The organism is Flavobacterium sp. AC105 (assembly GCF_979258495.1).
Genome location: NZ_OZ409860.1, coordinates 3,393,939 through 3,409,984 on the forward strand (window position 1 = coordinate 3,393,939; position 16,046 = coordinate 3,409,984).

15 protein-coding genes are annotated in these 16,046 nt (G+C 33.0%); 6 read left to right on the plus strand and 9 right to left on the minus strand.

Annotated features, from left to right (window positions below):
- Positions 1 to 72: 72 nt before the first annotated feature.
- Together ACZ0AH_RS13840 and aspA are read right to left on the minus strand one after the other, a co-directional pair.
- Complete coding sequence (locus ACZ0AH_RS13840; RefSeq protein WP_463476385.1) at positions 73 to 1,305, minus strand: BamA/TamA family outer membrane protein; 1,233 nt, start codon at positions 1,303 to 1,305, stop codon at positions 73 to 75.
- Between the two features lie 185 nt (positions 1,306 to 1,490).
- Entirely contained in the window at positions 1,491 to 2,900 is a 1,410-nt protein-coding gene (gene aspA, locus ACZ0AH_RS13845; protein ID WP_463476386.1) for an aspartate ammonia-lyase, read from the minus strand.
- 320 nt (positions 2,901 to 3,220) lie between these two features.
- Here aspA and ACZ0AH_RS13850 point away from each other — a divergent pair, with 320 nt between their 5' ends.
- Positions 3,221 to 3,799: a pentapeptide repeat-containing protein gene (locus ACZ0AH_RS13850; RefSeq protein ID WP_463476387.1), complete on the plus strand. Its 579-nt coding sequence runs from the start codon at positions 3,221 to 3,223 to the stop codon at positions 3,797 to 3,799.
- A 117-nt stretch (positions 3,800 to 3,916) separates the two neighbouring features.
- Positions 3,917 to 4,642, plus strand: coding sequence for a DUF6090 family protein (locus tag ACZ0AH_RS13855; protein ID WP_463476388.1), 726 nt, complete (start codon positions 3,917 to 3,919; stop codon positions 4,640 to 4,642).
- Positions 4,643 to 4,723: 81 nt separating this feature from the next.
- Here ACZ0AH_RS13855 and ACZ0AH_RS13860 read toward each other — a convergent pair whose 3' ends face one another.
- The 4 genes from ACZ0AH_RS13860 to glyA form a co-directional block, all read right to left on the minus strand.
- Positions 4,724 to 5,221: a GNAT family N-acetyltransferase gene (locus ACZ0AH_RS13860; RefSeq protein WP_463476389.1), complete on the minus strand. Its 498-nt coding sequence runs from the start codon at positions 5,219 to 5,221 to the stop codon at positions 4,724 to 4,726.
- A 23-nt stretch (positions 5,222 to 5,244) separates the two neighbouring features.
- Complete coding sequence (locus tag ACZ0AH_RS13865; RefSeq protein WP_463476390.1) at positions 5,245 to 6,285, minus strand: GMP reductase; 1,041 nt, start codon at positions 6,283 to 6,285, stop codon at positions 5,245 to 5,247.
- Positions 6,286 to 6,648: 363 nt separating this feature from the next.
- Positions 6,649 to 7,242, minus strand: a complete 594-nt coding sequence (locus tag ACZ0AH_RS13870) for a MiaE family protein (RefSeq protein ID WP_042564406.1) — start codon at positions 7,240 to 7,242, stop codon at positions 6,649 to 6,651.
- 150 nt (positions 7,243 to 7,392) lie between these two features.
- The gene (gene glyA / locus ACZ0AH_RS13875; protein ID WP_463476391.1) at positions 7,393 to 8,667 is read right to left on the minus strand and encodes a serine hydroxymethyltransferase; all 1,275 of its coding nucleotides are present in this window, start codon (positions 8,665 to 8,667) and stop codon (positions 7,393 to 7,395) included.
- 108 nt (positions 8,668 to 8,775) lie between these two features.
- Between glyA and fahA the strand changes: the two genes are divergently transcribed.
- Positions 8,776 to 10,059: a fumarylacetoacetase gene (gene fahA / locus ACZ0AH_RS13880; RefSeq protein WP_463476392.1), complete on the plus strand. Its 1,284-nt coding sequence runs from the start codon at positions 8,776 to 8,778 to the stop codon at positions 10,057 to 10,059.
- 120 nt (positions 10,060 to 10,179) lie between these two features.
- On the opposite strand, the gene ACZ0AH_RS13885 is transcribed toward fahA, so the two are convergent.
- The 3 genes from ACZ0AH_RS13885 to ACZ0AH_RS13895 form a co-directional block, all read right to left on the minus strand.
- A complete protein-coding gene (locus ACZ0AH_RS13885) occupies positions 10,180 to 10,470 on the minus strand; it encodes a type II toxin-antitoxin system RelE/ParE family toxin (RefSeq protein ID WP_463476393.1) in 291 nt (96 codons plus the stop codon).
- Complete coding sequence (locus tag ACZ0AH_RS13890) at positions 10,460 to 10,705, minus strand: hypothetical protein (RefSeq protein WP_463476394.1); 246 nt, start codon at positions 10,703 to 10,705, stop codon at positions 10,460 to 10,462. Before ACZ0AH_RS13890 ends, ACZ0AH_RS13885 begins: the two co-directional genes overlap by 11 nt.
- Before the next feature lie 342 nt (positions 10,706 to 11,047).
- Positions 11,048 to 12,088 (minus strand): agmatine deiminase family protein, encoded by a 1,041-nt coding sequence (locus ACZ0AH_RS13895; RefSeq protein WP_463476395.1) that lies wholly within the window; start codon positions 12,086 to 12,088, stop codon positions 11,048 to 11,050.
- A 167-nt stretch (positions 12,089 to 12,255) separates the two neighbouring features.
- Here ACZ0AH_RS13895 and ACZ0AH_RS13900 point away from each other — a divergent pair, with 167 nt between their 5' ends.
- The 3 genes from ACZ0AH_RS13900 (at position 12,256) to ACZ0AH_RS13910 (ending at position 15,983) form a co-directional block, all read left to right on the plus strand.
- Positions 12,256 to 12,807 (plus strand): hypothetical protein, encoded by a 552-nt coding sequence (locus ACZ0AH_RS13900; protein WP_463476396.1) that lies wholly within the window; start codon positions 12,256 to 12,258, stop codon positions 12,805 to 12,807.
- Positions 12,808 to 12,993: 186 nt separating this feature from the next.
- A complete protein-coding gene (locus ACZ0AH_RS13905; RefSeq protein ID WP_463476397.1) occupies positions 12,994 to 14,517 on the plus strand; it encodes a choice-of-anchor I family protein in 1,524 nt (507 codons plus the stop codon).
- Positions 14,518 to 14,717: 200 nt separating this feature from the next.
- Entirely contained in the window at positions 14,718 to 15,983 is a 1,266-nt protein-coding gene (locus ACZ0AH_RS13910; RefSeq protein ID WP_463476398.1) for an OmpA family protein, read from the plus strand.
- The last annotated feature ends 63 nt before the right edge of the window (positions 15,984 to 16,046 follow it).

The following is a 16,046-nucleotide window of genomic DNA, read 5'->3' on the forward strand; positions in this document are numbered from 1 at the left end:
ATACAAATCAGAATAATTTATAATTATGATTTAATTATGAAGAGTTTAATTTTCGGCTTTAAAGTAGAGGTGTTAAAAAGTTTCTCCGGCATTCAGATAAAAACCTTTCGAATTATTTCCCCACGCATAATCTACAATGAGGTTTGTTCGCGTTTTTTTATCAATTAAAATACGTAAACCAACGCCCGCAGCAGGCTGAATGGAATGAAAAAGAGCCGTATTATTATCGTCATTACTTGCAGTTACAAAATTTGTAAAAACGGTACCGCTCAACATTTGATTGCAGGTGATTGGAAACCTGAATTCTGTAGAAAGATAAATTAATCCGTTTCCTCTAAATAATCCCTGCGTATATCCTTCTCCGCTACGGCTGCGCTGATCCCAGCCAATTGCAGGTAGATTTAAATACGGAACTTTTCCTCTTGTTACAAATTGTCCGTATGTCCAGATTCCGAGAATATATCTTTCATTTTTGCTCGAAAGCGGAATAAAATGCCGGTATTCTGCATATAAAACATTACTATATTGCTGATTATGAAACAAAACGGGATTAAAACGATAATTGATATTGGCAAACCATCCGCGATTTGAGTTGACTTGATTGTCTCTGGAATCGTAAACTAAATTAAGACTAATGCCACTTAAAAAATATTCGAGATCATTAAATCCGTGCTGTTGGCTATAATTATAATGATAGGTAAATTGTCCGTTTTCTACATCTAATTCTTTGTCTTTTATACTTGAATACCAATCGAGATTTATACCTCCGCCAACATAAAAATTTTTATAAACCTCAAAAGATACGGTTTGATGAAATTTAAAATAATCATAATCCATTGGCTGCGCAATAGAATCTATGCTAAATCCTTCTTTTTTACTATGATGTGGAATTATATCTGTTCCTAATCCGTAATTGGGCTGCGAAAAAAGGTATAATCGGTAATCGCCACTCAAAAAAATTCGGTTGTTTTTTAATAAGATATTATTTTTGACATTGACCAGCCATTGTTTTTTCGTTGTATAGGTAATCCCTAAGTTCGCAATGGAATATTTATCTGATTTTTGTTTTCCTTTAAAGGTATATTGGGCAACTCCACCAAAAAAGAATCCCGTTGCAGGCTGAGAACCAATCGCGGGAATTACTAAGAAAAAATTATTTTTTGTAGGCTTAACAACATAAGCAGAATCTTTCTTTTTGAAGATTTCGAGGATTGTTTTGGGAGGACAAACTTCTGTATTACTTCTTTCATTTTGAGCTGTAGAACTAAATGATATAAAAAATAACAACCCTAAGATTGTATACATATTCTGAAAGCAATTATTTTTTAAAAATTCTACCATTCGAAGTTTTATTTTTTTGAAATAACGATCAATCCTATTGTAAATATAATCCTTATTTTCAATATTTTACGTGTAAAATCTCGCAAATAACACAACAAAAAAGCCGTCAGTAAAATTGACGGCTTTTAGAACTATTTTGACAGAATATCTTATTTCGTGATAAACTTTGGATTGATTAAATTGTCTAATGAATAAATTTCATCCCATTTTTCCTGTGTAATTAATTTTCTTTCAATCACAGCAATTTGATGTACACTTTTATTCATTTTTAAAGCTTCTCCGGCAATACTGGCGCTTTCTTCGTAACCTAAAATTGGGTTCAATTGTGTTACGATTCCAATACTGTTCATCACCATATTATAGCAATGATCAACATTTGCAGTAATTCCTGTAATACATTTATCGATTAAAGTCTGAATTGCATTTGAAAGATAATCCAAAGATGTAAACATGGCAAAAGCAATAACCGGTTCCATTACATTCAATTGTAATTGTCCCGCTTCAGCAGCCATAGTAACGGTTAAATCCTGACCAATTACATAAAAACAAGTTTGATTTACGACTTCCGGAATTACCGGATTTACTTTTCCAGGCATAATCGAAGATCCTGGCTGACGTGCCGGTAAATTAATTTCGTTAAAACCAGTTCTTGGTCCTGAACTCAATAATCTTAAATCATTACAGATTTTAGAAATTTTAACCGCCGTTCTTTTTAACGTTCCCATAATTTGAACGTAAGCTCCTGTATCTACAGTAGCTTCAATTAAATCCGGAGAAAGCGTTAACGGAATTCCAACTTCTTTTGCTAAATAATTTACGCAAATTTCAGGATATCCTTCTGGTGCGTTTACTCTTGTTCCAATTGCTGTTGCGCCCATATTGATTTCTAAAACCAGACTTTGGGCTTCTTTTAATCTTCGAACATCTTCGCCAATTGTAGTAGCGTAAGATTTAAATTCTTGTCCTAAAGTCATCGGAACCGCATCTTGCAATTGCGTTCTTCCCATTTTTAGGACACTTTTAAATTCTTCTCCTTTTGAAGCAAAAGCAACTTCTAAACCTTCTAAAGTTTTAATGAAAGTTTCCATTTTTAAATAAAGAGCAATTCTAAAAGCTGACGGATAAGCATCATTTGTAGATTGAGAACAGTTTACATGATTATTTGGATGCAAAAAGTTGTAATCTCCTTTTTTATGACCTAAATATTCCAGACCAATATTAGCGATTACTTCGTTAGCATTCATATTTACAGAAGTTCCGGCTCCACCCTGAATCAAATCGCTTACAAATTCCTGATCAAATTTACCTGCAATGACCTGATCGCTTCCGTAGCAAATTGCTTCGGCAATTTTAGGATCAAGTGCACCACAATCTTTATTGGCTAAAGCTGCAGCTTTTTTTACATAACCTAAAGCTTTAATAAATAACGGCTCTTTTGAAATTGGAATTCCGGTAATATTAAAATTCTCTACCGCTCTGAAAGTTTGGATACCATAATACAGATGATTTGGAATATCTAATTCTCCCAAAAAATCATGCTCTTTTCTTGTTGCCTCCATATAATACAAATTATTTCGTTTTAACTTTAAAAAATCAGTGTAAAGCTACATCAAAATAGTATTATAATAAAACATTTCAAATTAAAAATTAACAAACATTTATAAAAATTATGCCTTAAAATTAAACACTTATCATTTTAACCTTAAAAAAATATCATATTCGCAAAATAAGACCTTTAAAAAACGCCTTCTAAATATAAAAATCTAACTTTGTTTTATTCTTTATTTCTGAAAACAATTTAAAATTATTCCTCATTTCTTCGGATTAATATGTTGTTAATTATTATCTTTTCGCACTAAAATAATCATCAAAAATAACCTTGAAAAAAGAGTCTGAATATTTTCTTGATAAAGAATACGATACAATTACTTATGGTCGGGATCATCTTAATTTCAAGGATTTTGAATGCTGCGTTTTTAATAACTGCAATTTTTCGGCCTGTACTTTTTTAGCTGTTACTTTTATTGATTGTGTTTTTAATGACTGCATTTTTAATGAAGCAAAAATCAATTATGTCGCTTTTAGAACTGCCACTTTTAATCGTTGTGAAATTAAGGAAGTGAACTTTGCCATGTGCGATAAACTTATTTTTGAGGTTCATTTTTACGATTGTATTCTGGATTTTTCGAAATTTTATACCTTAAAGATAAAAGGAACGACTTTTAATAATTGCAGTTTGGTTGCCGTAGATTTTATGGCTACAGATCTTACAAGTGTGCTGTTTGATAATTGCGATTTGTACCGTTCTGAATTTGACAAAGCTATCGCCAATAAGGCCGATTTTAAAACAAGTTACAATTATACTATTGATCCATCAAAAACGAAACTGAAGAAAGCAGTTTTTGCTTTAAAAGAAGTAAAAGGATTATTGTTTAAGCATGATGTTGTTGTGAGTTAGCTTATAAAGCCAGCTTTTTTAACGCTGAAATTTTTCATAAATAATTTGAATATATTCTATCTTTTTAACTGCATTTAGTATATTTTTGTCATCGAAAAACCAAATTTACCTAGAAAAATGGCCGAACTGGAAGTAATAAAACATACCAAAAAAATGCATGAAATAGCAACTAGTAAAAAACACAGTTTTGTAGAAAAAGTTAAAGAAATTGCCTTAGAAATTTTTATTATTGTTTTTGCTGTATCCTTATCGATTTGGCTGCACGGATGGAGCGAACACAAGCACGAACAAGAACAAGTTAAAAAGTTTTTGATTGGGCTAAAATCAGATATTCAGGCTGATGTCAATGACAGTAAAAGTATTATTAAGCAATATCAGGATTTTGGAAAAACATATGAATCTCTTTCTAATTTGGATAAAAATAAACCTTACGATCAGGAAATTCTAAAAAAGCAGCTTCCTTATATTAGTACAAATACCTACTTAAGACCAAATATTTACAGATTTAATGGTTTTGTATCGTCTGGCAGAATTGGTAATATCGAAGACGATTCTCTTTCATTAAACATTTTAAAATACTATCAGCAAACTCTTTCGGAAGTAAATTCATCAGAATCCGGATGGATGTCACGCCAAAAAAAGCTGCAAACTTTTTTAGAAGAAAATGTAAACAATCCTGAAAGTATTGAAGATAATTGGAGGGTTTTAGCTACTCCAAAAGGAAAACAACTGACTAAGGATTTAATTCCGTGGAGTCAGCTTTATGAGCGTTATAATAACTTGATCAAATCCGGAGAAACTATTATTTCTCAGATTGATGAAGAATATGATTTGAAGGAATAAAATATTTTTCAGTATAAAAAAGACCTGATTTTCGCATTTGAAATCAGGTCTTTTTTATATTTCTATTATCTAAATTGCAATTTAAATTTTCTTCTCCATTACATAATCTTCCATAAAATAACCATTTCCAATATCGATATTCATTTCATCGATAATCTCAAAGCCTATTTTTTTATAAAAACCCAAAGCCGAATTAAATCGGTTTACGTTTAAAGACAATGCTTTTGAATTGTTTTGTAATCCTAATTTTTCAATTTCATCAATCACTTTTTTACCAATTCCTTTTCCTTGTGTTTCCGGTAAAAGATATATTTTATGAATTCTTGTTACAGCTTCACCTTTATAATTGTGTTCAATCCCGATAAATCCTAAATTGGTTTCACCTTCTGAAATGATATAAAACAATTGTTCTTTTTTATGGTATTGATTCGTTAAAGCTTCATCAGAATAAATCAAATCCAACATATAATTTAATTGTTCTTTTGATAAAATATCCCCGTAAGTTATTGGCCAGATTATGTGTGCTATTTCCTGAATTAGTTTAATATCATTTATTGCTGCTTCTGAAATCGTAATCATATTATATGTAAAAATGCTTTTTATTATTTAGTAAATACTTGATTTTCCTGTTCGCTTACGCGGATGAAAGTGGTTCGTTTTGTGAGTTCTTTTAATCGTGACGCGCCAACATATGTGCAAGTGCTTCTTAAACCGCCTAAAATATCTAATACGGTATTAATTACGTTTCCTTTAAACGGAACCTGAACTGTTTTTCCTTCGCTTGCCCTGTATTCTGCGACGCCGCCAACATATTTATCCATTGCAGTTGTAGAACTCATTCCGTAAAATTGTTTGAATTTTTCGCCATTTACTTCTATCAATTCTCCTCCGCTTTCTGTGTGTCCGGCCAACATTCCGCCTAACATTACAAAATCTGAACCTGCACCAAAAGCTTTTGCAACATCGCCCGGCGTACTGCAGCCGCCATCGCTGATAATGTGCCCGCCTAAACCGTGAGCGGCATCGGCACATTCTATAATTGCCGAAAGCTGTGGATATCCAACTCCTGTTTTTATTCGTGTTGTGCAAACAGATCCGGGTCCAATTCCGACTTTTACAATATCGGCTCCAGCCAAAAGCAATTCTTCGACCATTTCGCCGGTAACAACATTTCCGGCAATAATAACTTTGTCAGGATATTGTTTTCTGGTTTGTTTTAAAAACTGAACAAAATGCTCCGAATAACCATTTGCAACGTCTATACAAATGAATTTCAATAAAGGATTTTCGGTAATAATTTGACCAATTTTAGCAAAATCTTCTTTTCCTGTTCCGGTACTAATGGCGATATAATCGTAGAAATCCGGCGTAACTTTCGCTAAAAAAGTTTTCCATTCTTCTGGTGTATAATGTTTGTGAATGGCTGTAAAAAGTTTTTCTTTAGCCAAAACTTCTGCCATTTCAAAAGTACCGACTGTATCCATATTTGCTGCCATAATTGGAATTCCTGTCCAATTTGTGGTGCTGTGCAAAAATTTAAAATTGCGTTCTAAAGAGACTTCAGATCTGCTTTTTAGTGTTGATCTTTTTGGGCGAATCATTACATCTTTAAATCCTAATTTCAGATCAGTTTCTATTCTCATGGGTTTGAATTTTCGTTACTCTCAAATGTACAATTTAGATTGTTGATTTTAGATTTTAGATTGTTAAAAACTTTGCGAATAATATGGCACGCGGATGACGCGGATTCGCTATCGCGAAAACACGGATTTATACGGATTTTTATTAATTTAAAATATAGACTATTGTTGGTAACAGTGATTTATTACTATGAAATTAAATACTGAGCGTTGGTTTTTGAACGCTGATTAAACGAATTCGCTATCGCGAAAACACGGATTTATACGGATTTTTTAGTTCAATATTCAAATAGGAACGCGTTTCGACTTCGCTCAACGTGACAAACGTGAAACTTGGAATTTTTTTAAACTTGAAACAAAATTTTTCTATCCGTGAATCGTTTCTCCTTTTCCGTAGTTTGTTATGATTGATTCTTCGAAGGCAAGCCATTCTCTCCAGCGTTTTTCTACGTCGATTCCAACTCCGTATTTTCTGGCGTATGTGATGAAGGTAACATAATGTCCGGCTTCGCTTTCCATTAAATCTCTGTAGAAAACAGCTAATTCTTCATCCTGAATATTTTCAGATAAAACTTTGAAACGTTCGCAGCTTCTGGCTTCGATCATGGCGGAGAATAGTAATCTTTCTACAAGACCAGAAACCCTGCTTCCGTCGCCGCTTTTCTTCATATATAAATACAATTCATTTACATAATCGTCTTTGCGCTCGCGTCCTAGTTTTAATCCTCGTTTGATGATAATATTGTGAACCTGTTCAAAATGATCGATTTCTTCTTTGGCCAAAGCCAATAAATCTTTTACCAAATCCTGATGTTCAGAGTTATTGGTAATAATGGTAATCGCGTTTGTTGCTGCTTTTTGCTCGCACCAGGCGTGATCTGTCAGGATTTCTTCAATATTTTTTTCTACAATATTGACCCATCTTGGGTCTGTTGGCAGTTGTAATCTTAATACACCCATTTTTTAAGTCTTAAAGTTTGAAAGTCTAAAGTCATAAAGTCCAAAGTTTGAAAGTTGAAAAATAAAAGTCGAAGATCAAAACTTAAATAGAAAATTACATTCCATTTCAAGACTTTCGACCTTCGACTTTAAGATTTTATGACTAATTTTTTAGTATACGAAAATTGGTCTTTCGCTCATCATTTCGTTTACTTCGTTTGCTACTTCTTCGATAACTGCTTCATTTGTATGATCAGTAAGAACTTTATCGATTAAGGCTACGATGGTTTCCATATCTTCTTCAACTAAACCACGAGTTGTGATTGCAGCTGTTCCTACACGAATTCCTGAAGTTACAAACGGTGATTTATCATCAAACGGAACCATGTTTTTATTTACTGTAATTTCTGCTTTTACTAACGCATTTTCTGCTTCTTTACCAGAAATATTTTTATTTCTTAAGTCAATAAGCATCATATGGTTATCAGTTCCGCCAGAGATAATATTGTATCCTCTTTTTACAAAAGCATCTGCCATAGCATTTGCATTTTTTTGCAATTGCATAGCGTATGTAAAGAACTCATCTTTTAATGCTTCACCAAAAGCAACGGCTTTAGCAGCGATAATGTGCATTAAAGGTCCGCCTTGATTTCCTGGGAAAACAGCAAGATCTAATAAAGATGACATCATTCTGATTTCTCCTTTTGGAGTTTTTAATCCTTGTGGATTTTCGAAATCTTTCCCCATCAAAATCAAACCTCCACGTGGTCCACGCAAGGTTTTGTGCGTTGTTGTAGAAACAATATGACAATGTGGAATTGGGTCATTCAATAATCCTTTTGCAATAAGTCCTGCAGGGTGAGAAATATCAGCAAATAAGATAGCTCCAACGCTGTCAGCGATTTGTCTAAAACGTTCAAAATCCATATCACGAGAATAAGCAGAAGCTCCTGCGATGATTAATTTCGGCTGTTCTTTAGTTGCAATTTCCTGAATTTTATCATAATCTAAACGACCTGTTTCAGCATCTACACCGTAAAAAACAGGTTTGTATAAACGACCTGAAAAGTTTACCGGAGAACCGTGAGTTAAGTGACCACCGTGAGATAAATCAAAACCTAAAATCGTATCACCAGGATTTAAACAAGCGTGGTAAACAGCAGTATTTGCCTGAGAACCAGAGTGAGGCTGTACGTTTGCGTACTCAGCTCCAAATAATTCTTTTGCTCTGTCAATTGCAATTTGCTCAATAACGTCAACTACTTCGCAACCGCCGTAGTATCTTTTGCCAGGATATCCCTCAGCATATTTATTAGTTAAAACAGAACCAGCTGCTTCCATTACCTCATCACTTACAAAATTCTCTGAAGCGATAAGTTCTAATCCGTGAATTTGTCTGTCTTGTTCCTCTAGTATAAGGTCAAAAATTTGTTCGTCGCGTTGCATTTTTTCGTTTTTCGTTAATTTCCTGCAAAAATACAAAAAAACGTTTGTCAAACTGTTAGATTATGATATATTTGACATAGAATTTTTCAACAAATAATTAACATTCACATGCCAATAACCGCTAACGATACCAAAAGAAAATCATGGTTAGAAGTGCCAGAAAATAGCGACTTCCCAATTCAAAATATTCCTTTCGGTGTATTTCTTACTAAAGAAAATGTCGTTACAGTAGGAACCAGAATTGGCGATTATGCTATAGATTTAGGGGCTTTACAACAATTAAACTATTTTGCAGGAATAGATTTAACAGATGATATGTTCATGCAGGATACGCTTAATGATTTTATTTCTGATGGAAAAAAAACATGGCGTTTAGTTCGAAATCGCATTGCCGATATTTTCGACGAAACTAATCCACAACTTAGAGATTCAACAAAAGATCGCGATATTGTTATTTTTAAAATCGATGATGTTGAGATGCAATTACCTGTCTTAATAGGTGATTATACTGACTTTTACTCGAGTAAAGAACATGCTACAAACGTAGGAAAAATGTTCCGCGATCCTGAAAATGCACTATTACCAAACTGGTTACACATTCCGGTTGGGTATCACGGAAGAAGTTCGACTATTGTTCCGTCCGGAATTCCGGTTCACAGACCAATGGGGCAAACTTTGCCGGCTGGAGAAAAATATCCTGTTTTTGGTCCGTCGCGTTTAGTAGATTTTGAATTGGAAACTGCTTTTATTACGACTGACGTTAATATAATGGGAGAAAATATCCCTACATATGAAGCTGAAGATTATATTTTCGGGATGGTTTTATTGAATGACTGGAGCGCGCGCGATATTCAGAAATGGGAATATGTGCCTCTTGGACCATTTTTAGCTAAGAACTTTGCAACCTCGATTTCTCCGTGGATTGTAACGATGGATGCTTTGGAACCTTTTAGAACTAAAGGCCCAAAACAAGATCCGTCGCCGCTTCCTTATTTACAAACTAAAGGAAAAAAGACTTTTGATATTCATTTAGAAGTTTCTATACAACCTGAAAATCAGGAAGAAACTCTTGTTTCTCAATCCAATTTCAAATATTTATACTGGTCTATGGCGCAGCAATTAGCGCATCATACTTCTAACGGATGTCGTGTTAATTCTGGTGACATGATGGGTTCAGGAACTATTTCTGGTCCAACTCCGGATAGTTTTGGTTCGATGTTAGAATTAACATGGGGCGGAAAAAATCCTTTGAAGCTAAAAGATGGCAGCGAACGTAAATTTATTGAAGATAATGATACGGTAATTATTAGAGGTTTCTGCGAAAATGCCGAAGTTAGAATTGGCTTTGGCGAAGTCTGCAGTCAATTATTACCTCCTTTTATCAGACCATGAAGAGAAAATGCAATACATTAATTATTAGTTGTTAATTATTAATTGTAATATATATAAAATAAAAAAGCTTGTTAGTAATTGTGCTAACAAGCTTTTTTATTATTTGTGATCGAAATAAAGCTAAGGTTTATTTTGAGGATTTCTGGAAGTATAAAATACCGAATGAATAATAATATCATTTTCGATAATTTCATAAATAATTACAAAAGGAAATTTAACCAAAGGCAATTCTCTATAATATGGTTTCTTTTTTATTTCAAATATTTCAGGATTTGCCTTTAAGACTTTTAGATAAGATTTTAAATAAGATAAATATTGTTTTCCTAAACCTTTGCTTCTACTTTCATAAAACTTAATAGATTTGTCAATTTCTTTTTCTGCTAATGGTAAAATTTTAAGACTAAAGACCATATTTAGCATTCAATCGTTGTTCTACTTCTTCCCAAGAACTGGCTCGATTTTCTCCTGAAATATATTTTTCCCTTTCTTCTGCAACAATATCATAATGAGAATCTGAAACGATCGATTTTTTTTCGTCAAGATTTATAGCATCAAAAACACTTTCTAAAATTTCCAGTTTAGAATCGTCTTCAATGAATTTTCCAAAATCCTTTATGAGTTTTCGTCTTAATTCTTTCGTCTCCATTTTTCTTATATTTAATTCAAATTTAAGTTTTTTTAGTTTTCAATTGTGTTAATGTCTTGATTTATAATTTAACCGAAAAAACCGCAAGATTCGTTTATTAGTAACAAAAAAGGCTTTAGCCAAAATCAATATTTGGCTAAAGCCCTTAAAATTGGCTTTACTTTTACCTTCCAGCTAAAGCAGGAGGCTATTCAAATAAAAACTTAAAAACTTTGCGCCTTCGCGACTTTGCGAGATTAATGATTATACAACTTTGAAGAAAAAGTTTCGCGAAGATTCGACTTCGCTCAACCTAACAAAATGCACAAAAAACTTTGTATCTTCGAGCCTTCATGGCTAAATCTACAAAGGAATCTGTTGGCTCAAACAATGCAAAGTTCCGAATCCCCAGATAAAATCGATACAGCTTATTCCAATTACCTCTCTGTCTGGAAAGCATTCTGAAAGTATATTTAAAGCTACTCGATCGTTGCTGTCATTAAAAGTTGGAACCAAAACACAATTATTCAGAATCAAGAAATTAGCATAACTCGCCGGCAATCTTAAATCTTCAAAATCTACACGTTTTGGCATTGGCAAAGCAACAATTGTTGGTGATTTCCCGTCTTCTAATTTTGCGTTTTGCAGGCGTTTTAAATTGTCTTGCAACGGTTTGTAGTTTGCGTCGTTTTTATCTGTTTCTACAATTGTTACGATTGTATCTTCATTTACAAATCGGCATAAATCATCGATATGTCCGTGCGTATCATCGCCTTCGATTCCGTCTCCAAGCCAAATTACATTGGTAACTCCAAGATATTCTTTAAAAACAGCTTCATAATCTTCTTTGGTAAAATTTTTATTTCGAACCTGAATTGTCGGGTGCATCAAACATTCTTCAGAAGTCAATAAAGTTCCTTTTCCGTTTACATCAATCGCGCCGCCTTCAACAATTACCGGTTTTCCTTTATACATGACCTGTGTTAAGGGAACATCAATAAAATCAGCTACTTTAGACGGAACAAATTTATCTAATTGATAGTTTTTATATTTTGCCCAACCATTAAAATTGAAATTTAGTGCTTCTCTTTTCGAACCATTTTTTACAATAATTGGTCCGGAATCACGCATCCAGCTTCTGTTGGTTTTATGAATGATAAAAGAGACATTCGCAATATTTACACGGGCTCTTTCTAACATTTCGGCTAATTTTTCTTTAAGTTTTTCATCGGCTACGACTAAAAAAACAGTTTCGAAAGTGGCTACTTTTTTAATAAATTCTACAAAAGCCCATTGAACGGCTTCATATTTTCCGGGCCAGTCGTTACCATTATGCGGAAAACACAATACAATTCCTTGTTGTTTTTCCCATTCTGCTGGAAATCTTCTATTATTTGTTGACATAAAGAGGTTCTAAATTTGAAAGTGTACAAAGATAAACATTCGGAAGGATTATGAAAACTAACCTGAATAAAACGATCTCAATTCAATTTAAACTTTATCCTATCTGTTTTCAACTAATTTTAAAACCACCTATATTTGTTTCTATAATTTCAATTAGAAAACAGGTTATGAAAATATTTGACTTTTTAGAAGACCAAATAATTGCCAAAATTAAATTATCAGACAATCATCCTTTAAAAAAAACAAATAAGAACTATAAAAAGAATTTAGCCTTATTAATATTTGTGCTGTTTATTTTAATATTTTCTGTTTTTGGTATAAATACAATTAAGATTATAATAGGGATTGGATTAGTTTTTGCAGGATTTAATTTCAAAAACTACACTCAAAACATAGAAAAAAATGGAATCCGGGTTAAAGCAAAAATAGTAGATTTTGAAATTATAGAAAGACGAGAAACCCGTCAGGAAATAGATCAAATTATTACCTACTATTATCCAATAGTAACTTTTAAGGATTTAAATGGCAATACAACTACTCAAAAAACAGGTTCAAGTACAAATTCCAAAGAGATTAATGATTTAATCGATGTTATTTATTTGAAAAATGGAAATGAATATCAAATAACAATTGACAGCCTGGAGAAAATCATATTTCCTGATTTTTATAATAGCTGGGTTTTATTTATTTCTGGATGGTTTACTATCCATAATAAATAATTTCATAGACTAATTTCATCGAAGTAAATCATATCATTTCAAGGACTTTCGAGTCCTTTTTTTATTATAAGGTTAAGAATTATGACAAAATATCTGTTAAAAATTAAGTTAAAGATTAAATAATGAAGACTTAATATATGCTCCATTTCTGCTAATTACTTTTGGAAAAACTAAAAAAAACACAAAATGAAGAAATTAGCTATTTCATTATTAGCCTTAACCGCAATTTTTGTAAGCTGTAATAATGATGATAACTCCAACAACGAAGAACCTGAAGTTGTTGTAAATGAAAATCCCGGAACTTTTAAAGAAATTGGTTCTATTACTATTGGCGGAGAAGCTGCTGCAGAAATTTCGGCTTACGATGAAAAAACCAAAAGACTTTTTACAGTAAATAATAGCGGAACAAATCAAATTGATGTTATTGATATTTCTGATCCTACAAAACCAACCAAAATTGGCAAAATTGATTTAACTCCATACGAAGGTGCTTCAAATAGTGTTTCTGTTTATGACGGAAAATTGGCAGTTGCCTTAGAATCTACAGTTAACAAACAAGGAAATGGAAAAGTTGTAATCTTTAATACAACTGATTATAGCCTAATCAAACAAATAACAGTTGGCGCTTTACCTGATATGGTAACTTTTTCCGCTGACGGAAAATATATTATGACAGCCAATGAAGGTGAACCAAATACGGATTATTCTCAGGATCCAAACGGATCAATTTCTATTATTGAAGTAACTAATAATTATGCAGTTACTACTTTAGATTTTGCTTCTTTTAGCGGTCAGGCTGCAACTTTAAAGAAGGATGGATTCAGAATTTCAACTTTCGCCAAAAGCTTTGCTCAGGATATTGAACCGGAATATGTAACCATTTCTGATGATTCTAAAACGGCCTGGGTAACTTTACAGGAAAACAATGGTGTTGCAAAAATTGATTTAACTACAAAAATGATTACAGCTATTTATCCTTTAGGTTTTAAAGATTATAACACAGCTGAAAATGCAATAGATGTAAGCGATAAGGATGATAAAGTAGCTTTTAGTCCGTGGAAAGTAAAAGGAATGTTTATGCCCGATGCTATTAGTCATTTTTCTGCAAATAATGTTCCTTATTTTGTTACTGCTAATGAAGGCGACACAAGAGAATATACTGCTTATACGGATTTTAAAAGAATGAAAGACATGAAGTTGGATGCAACTGCTTTTCCAGATGCTGCTACTTTAAAATTGGAAACTAATTTAGGAAGATTAAATCTTGTTACTGATATGGGAGATACTGACGGCGACGGAGATCTTGATGAAATGGTTTCTTTTGGAGCGCGTTCTTTTTCAATATGGAATGGAAACACTGGAAAAATCGTATATGACAGTAAAAATGATGCAGACAAAAAAACCCAGGAATTAGGTACGTATGATGATAAACGAAGCGATGATAAGGGTTCTGAACCAGAAGCTGTAGTGGTAACCAAGATGGGAAATCAGACTATTTTGTTTGTAGGTTTAGAAAGATCAGATGCTTTTATGACTTATGATGTGACAATTCCTACATCACCGCAATATTTACAAACTGTAAAGACAGGAGATGCTCCAGAAGGAATTCTTTTTATTCCGGCTTCTAAAAGTCCCACAAAAAGGAGCTTATTAGTGGTTAGCAGCGAGGGTGACGGAAGCATAAAGATCTATCAGCCAGATTTAAAGTAATTTTCACATTAAAAACTCAAAAAGGACAAAACATAAATTTTGTCCTTTTTTTGTGCTAAAAATTGACATTCTTTTAACGTATTTACATAATTAAAAGCTAAAAGGTGGGAATTATGTAAGACCAAATAGAACACAAACTGAAACCCGTAATATAATTTTGTCGTGAGTTTAAAAATAAAACCAAACTAAATTTGAATATCATGAAAAAGAAATTAGCTTCCGTATCCTTATTATTACTATCACTCGCAGCAGGCGCACAAAATATGGCAACGACTTCAACTGCACCTTCAGTTGATAAACCTGCATACAATAGATGGTCTATTGAATTGAATGGTGGTGTGAACAAACCAACCAGAACCATGACTCCTGGTTATCAAACTGCTACACTAAATCCGTTTCACGCTGATTTAGGTGTAAGATATATGTTTAATCCAAAATTTGGTGTAAAATTAGATGTTGGATATGACCAATTTAAAGAGCGCGATAATACTCCGGATTTTGAAAGCAGATATGTTAGAGCAAGTGTGCAAGGGGTTATTAATGTTGGTAGAGCCTTAAATTTTGAAACCTGGACAAATACTATCGGTATTTTAGCGCATGGTGGTGTTGGAGTTTCTCAAATTAGTACTGAAACTGGTTTTGGCGGACAGGATTATATGGGTCACGGAATTCTTGGTTTAACAGGACAAATTAAATTAAGCAACAGAGTGGCTTTAACAGGAGATCTTACCGGAATTGTTAATGGAAGACAAAACTGGAACTTTGACGGAATGGGAACAACTCCGGCACCACGTGCATTTGACGGTGTTTTATTAAATGCTTCTGTTGGTTTGACTTTTTACTTAGGTAAAAACGAAAAACATGCTGACTGGGTTGGTGAAGAAGACAGATATGATGAACTTGAAAAAAGAGTTGACTTGATCGAAACTGGTCTTTTAGATACTGACAAAGACGGTGTAGCCGATTTGTATGATTTAGAGCCAAATTCTATTGCAGGAGTTGCCGTAAATACTAAAGGACAATCTATAGATACTAACCAAAATGGTGTTCCGGATGAATTAGAAAGCTACTTAGAAAAAACTTATGGACAAAATGGTAAAGATGGTGTTACAAATAATACTGTTGAAGAATTAATTAACGGAGGATATGTAAATGTATATTTCGATTTTAACTCTTCTAAACCAACAAATGCTTCTCTTTCTGGTGTTGATTTCTTAGTAAAATACTTGAAAAACAATCCAGGTAAATCTGCAGATATCATAGGATATGCTGACGAAATTGGAAGTTCAGGTTATAATACTGAATTATCAAGAAAAAGAGCTGAAGCTGTGAAAAGAGTTGCTACAAACGCAGGAATTGATGCTTCAAGATTGAATGTTATTGCTAACGGAGAAGATACTTCTGTAAACAAAAATTCAAAAGAAGCACGTCAAATTGTTAGAAGAGTTACTTTCCAGGTGAAATAATTAATTCTATACAACAAATATTTAAAAAGAGCTGATTCAGATTTGAATCAGCTCTTTTTTTAT